The organism is Pseudomonas sp. P7758 (genome assembly GCF_013386485.1).
GTDB lineage: Bacteria > Pseudomonadota > Gammaproteobacteria > Pseudomonadales > Pseudomonadaceae > Aquipseudomonas.
In genome coordinates, this window is the sequence record NZ_JACARS010000163.1 from 708 (window position 1) to 3,913 (window position 3,206).

2 protein-coding genes and 1 pseudogene are annotated in these 3,206 nt (G+C 62.6%); 2 read left to right on the forward strand and 1 reads right to left on the reverse strand.

Annotated features, from left to right (window positions below; all coding sequences use genetic code 11):
* Both cobJ and HX873_RS28425 read left to right on the forward strand, forming a co-directional pair.
* Positions 1-1,251, forward strand: a pseudogene (gene cobJ / locus HX873_RS28420) (precorrin-3B C(17)-methyltransferase); the annotation flags it as partial.
* A 302-nt stretch (positions 1,252-1,553) separates the two neighbouring features.
* The gene (locus tag HX873_RS28425; RefSeq protein ID WP_102606174.1) at positions 1,554-2,345 is read left to right on the forward strand and encodes a hypothetical protein; all 792 of its coding nucleotides are present in this window, start codon (positions 1,554-1,556) and stop codon (positions 2,343-2,345) included.
* A 1-nt stretch (position 2,346) separates the two neighbouring features.
* On the opposite strand, the gene HX873_RS28430 is transcribed toward HX873_RS28425, so the two are convergent.
* Positions 2,347-2,943, reverse strand: coding sequence for a MarC family protein (locus tag HX873_RS28430; RefSeq protein ID WP_003217330.1), 597 nt, complete (start codon positions 2,941-2,943; stop codon positions 2,347-2,349).
* Positions 2,944-3,206 lie beyond the last annotated feature (263 nt).

Here is a 3,206-nt window from a genome sequence, read left to right on the forward strand (position 1 = left end):
GCGCCGCCGGGATTGTGATCCGCACCCTGGCGCCGCTGTTGCTGGAGAAGGGCGTCGAGCCTGCTGTGCTGGCCGTCGCCGAAGACGGCAGCGCGGTGGTGCCGTTGCTCGGTGGCCTCGGTGGCGTAAACGTGATGGCGCGGGAAATCGCCGCTGCCCTGGACGTTGCCGCCGCGATCACCACCAGTGGCGAGCTGCGTTTTGGTACCTGCCTGCTTAACCCGCCCCATGGTTATCAGCTGGGGGATCTTGAACTGGGCAAACGCTTTGTCTCGGATTTGCTGGCTGGCGAATCAGTACGCATTGAAGGCGCGGCGCCGTGGCTGGATCAGGCCAACTTGCCCCAGGATCAACAGGCGCGCCTGGCGATTCACGTCGGCAGTGCCGAGCGCACACCTGCGGCCAATGAGTTGCTGATTTATCCGAAGACGGTGCTGGTTACCTGCCAGCCGGGGCCGCAACTGGCCGGGCGAATTCGTGCGGCGTTGCAGGATGCCGNNCGGCTTGGGCCCCGGCGCTGCCGAACTGATGGTACCGGCAGTAAAAGCCGAGCTGGCCCGCTGCACCGACGTGCTGGGTTACGAAACCTATGTGCGCATGGCCGGGCCGTTCCGCGCGGACCAGATCCAGCATTGCACCGACAATCGCGAAGAGATGCAGCGTGCGCGTCATGCCTTTGAGCTGGCGGCGCAGGGGCGTTCGGTGGTGGTGGTTTCCTCGGGTGACCCGGGTGTATTCGCCATGGCCGCTGCGGTGATCGAAGCCTTGCACGAGTCCGGCGACCCGGCCTGGCATCAGGTCGACCTGGAGATTTTGCCGGGCGTGTCGGCATCCCTCGCCACGGCGGCCCAGGCAGGTGCACCGCTGGGGCATGACTTCTGTGTGATGTCACTGTCGGACAACCTCAAACCCTGGTCGATCATCGAGAAGCGCCTGGACCTGGCGTCCCAGGCCGACCTGGCGCTGGCGTTCTATAACCCGATCTCCCGTGCGCGGCCCTGGCAGTTGGGACGCGCCCTGGAAATCGTCGCGCAGCACCGCACGCCTGAAACACCGGTGGTATTGGGCCGTGACATCGGTCGCCCGGGCCAGACCCTGCGAGTCACCACCCTGGGGCAACTGACGCCGGAGCAGGTGGACATGCGCACCATGGTGCTGATCGGTTCGTCCACCACCTGCGTCTTTGCGCGGGCAGGTGGTGGCGAGTGGGTCTACACGCCACGTTGGTACGGCGAGAAACCCGCCTCCTGAAAACAACGGCGGCCCTGCCATGGGGCCGCCTTGAAACGTCAGTCATTGATGCCGGAAAGGTCTGCTTGCCGAGTTTTTTTTGCATCGGCTCAAGTCATACCTTTCTCTACGGCTTGAAGAAAAGCACGGCGCTTTTGTGTGCCGCCGCCTCATCCCCAGCGTTTACTCAGCTGCGCCGCCTGCAGTGATTTTTCCTGCGGGTCGCGGCGCGTCCCGTGGTCAATTTCCAGCAGCTCAAAATCCCCGGCAAGTCGACTAGTGTTGGCGTTGAGCCCCATGTTGGGGGTTATGGAGAAATGGCTATGGAGCGAAACAACAAACGGATCAACAGCGCAAAAAGGAGGAAGCTGATTGCCGCTTACCGGCTTCCGGGCGCGCCCGGCCTGGCGTCGGGGTTGAGCGCGCCGGTGAAGCCCGAGGCGGATGATGAGCTGGACGCGGCGGTGGTGAACAACAGCGTCATGTCGTTTGTGCAAGGCATGACCAGCCTCAATAAGGAGTACACCCGCAAAAGCTATTTGCTGGCGAGCAGCTACGTCAGCGATGTGCTGCGGGTCGCCCGGGGCACAGAGGCCTGGTACAACGAATTCATCAAGGTCATGAGCAGCCTCGGCTGGATGCCGGTCAGGAGCAGTTTCGAGCGGGTGTACACCTCTCGCAAGGGGCTGTCGGTACAGCTGGCGGCGCTGAACCTGATGGCGGCCACCGTGGCCTCGACGTTTCTGTCGGGGCCGCTGATCAGTGTATTGCCCAAACGGGTGGCGGAGGCGGTTGAAGCCTTGAAGCAGCTCCCGGCCTCATTTGAGTTATTCAAGCGAAATACCACCACGCGTGACGGTGGCGATTTCGGCTTGGCGTCCTGCTCGGAAATCGCCGGGGAAGTTTCGATGGTGCTGGTGACGTACAGCTCCCATGGCGTCAGCAAGCAACTGGGCATACCGTTTCTGGAGTGGGACAGTGCATCCGTCGAGGCCTTCAGTGGCCGCACGTGCCTGGTGCTGAACAGCTCGGTGGTCAACGAAGACACGATTCAACTGCTGCGGGACAGCGCAGGGGACAAGGTCCGCCTGGCTATCGCCAACTACAGGATTTGATCTACGGCACCAGGTAACCGCGTACACCGGTGAAGATGATTTGTGCGGCCAGGGCGCACACGAACAGCCCCATCAACCGGCTGACAATCTGCAAGCCCTGGTCGCCGAGGATGCGTTCGATACGGTTGGACAGGTACAGCACCACGCCCACCGTCAGGCTGGCCAGGGCGATACTGAGGATCGCGGTGATCTTGTCGTCCCAGTGCGGCTGGCTGACGCCCATCACCAGCAGCGCACCGATGGTGCCGGGGCCGACGGTCAGGGGAATGGTCAGCGGCACGATGGTCACGTCCTGCTGCACGTTGTCGGTCTGCACCGCCGACTTGCCCTGGGCCATGCCCAGGGCCGAGATGAACAGCACACTGCCGGCGCCGATGCGGAAGGCGTCGACGGTGATGCCGAACACACTGAAAATCACCCGGCCGAACAGGTACAGCAACACGCTCGATACCAGGGTGGCGAGGGCCACTTTCCAGGCCAGGCGCCGCCGCTCCTTGCTGGAGTAACCGCGAGTCAGGCTGATAAAGCAGGAGAGCACGAAGAAGGGGCTGTAGAGCACCAGCATCTTCAGGTAAACGCTGAATAGCACGTGGAGCATGGTGGGAGCTCGCAGCGAAGGAGGGCGAGCGGGAGTTTATCAGGCCTGTGGCTGAGCGCTATCTGTGAAGCGACAACAATCCAATGTGGGAGCGGGCTTGCTCGCGAAAGCGGTGTGTCAGCCAATACATGTTTGACTGACACACCGCTTTCGCGAGCAAGTCGAATCGTCGCACCGCCGCTCCCACATTTTGATCTGCGTCATGCATGGGTCAGGTGGGAGCGTGCTCTGGCCGCTGTTGGCGCTGTGCCACCCAGTACTCC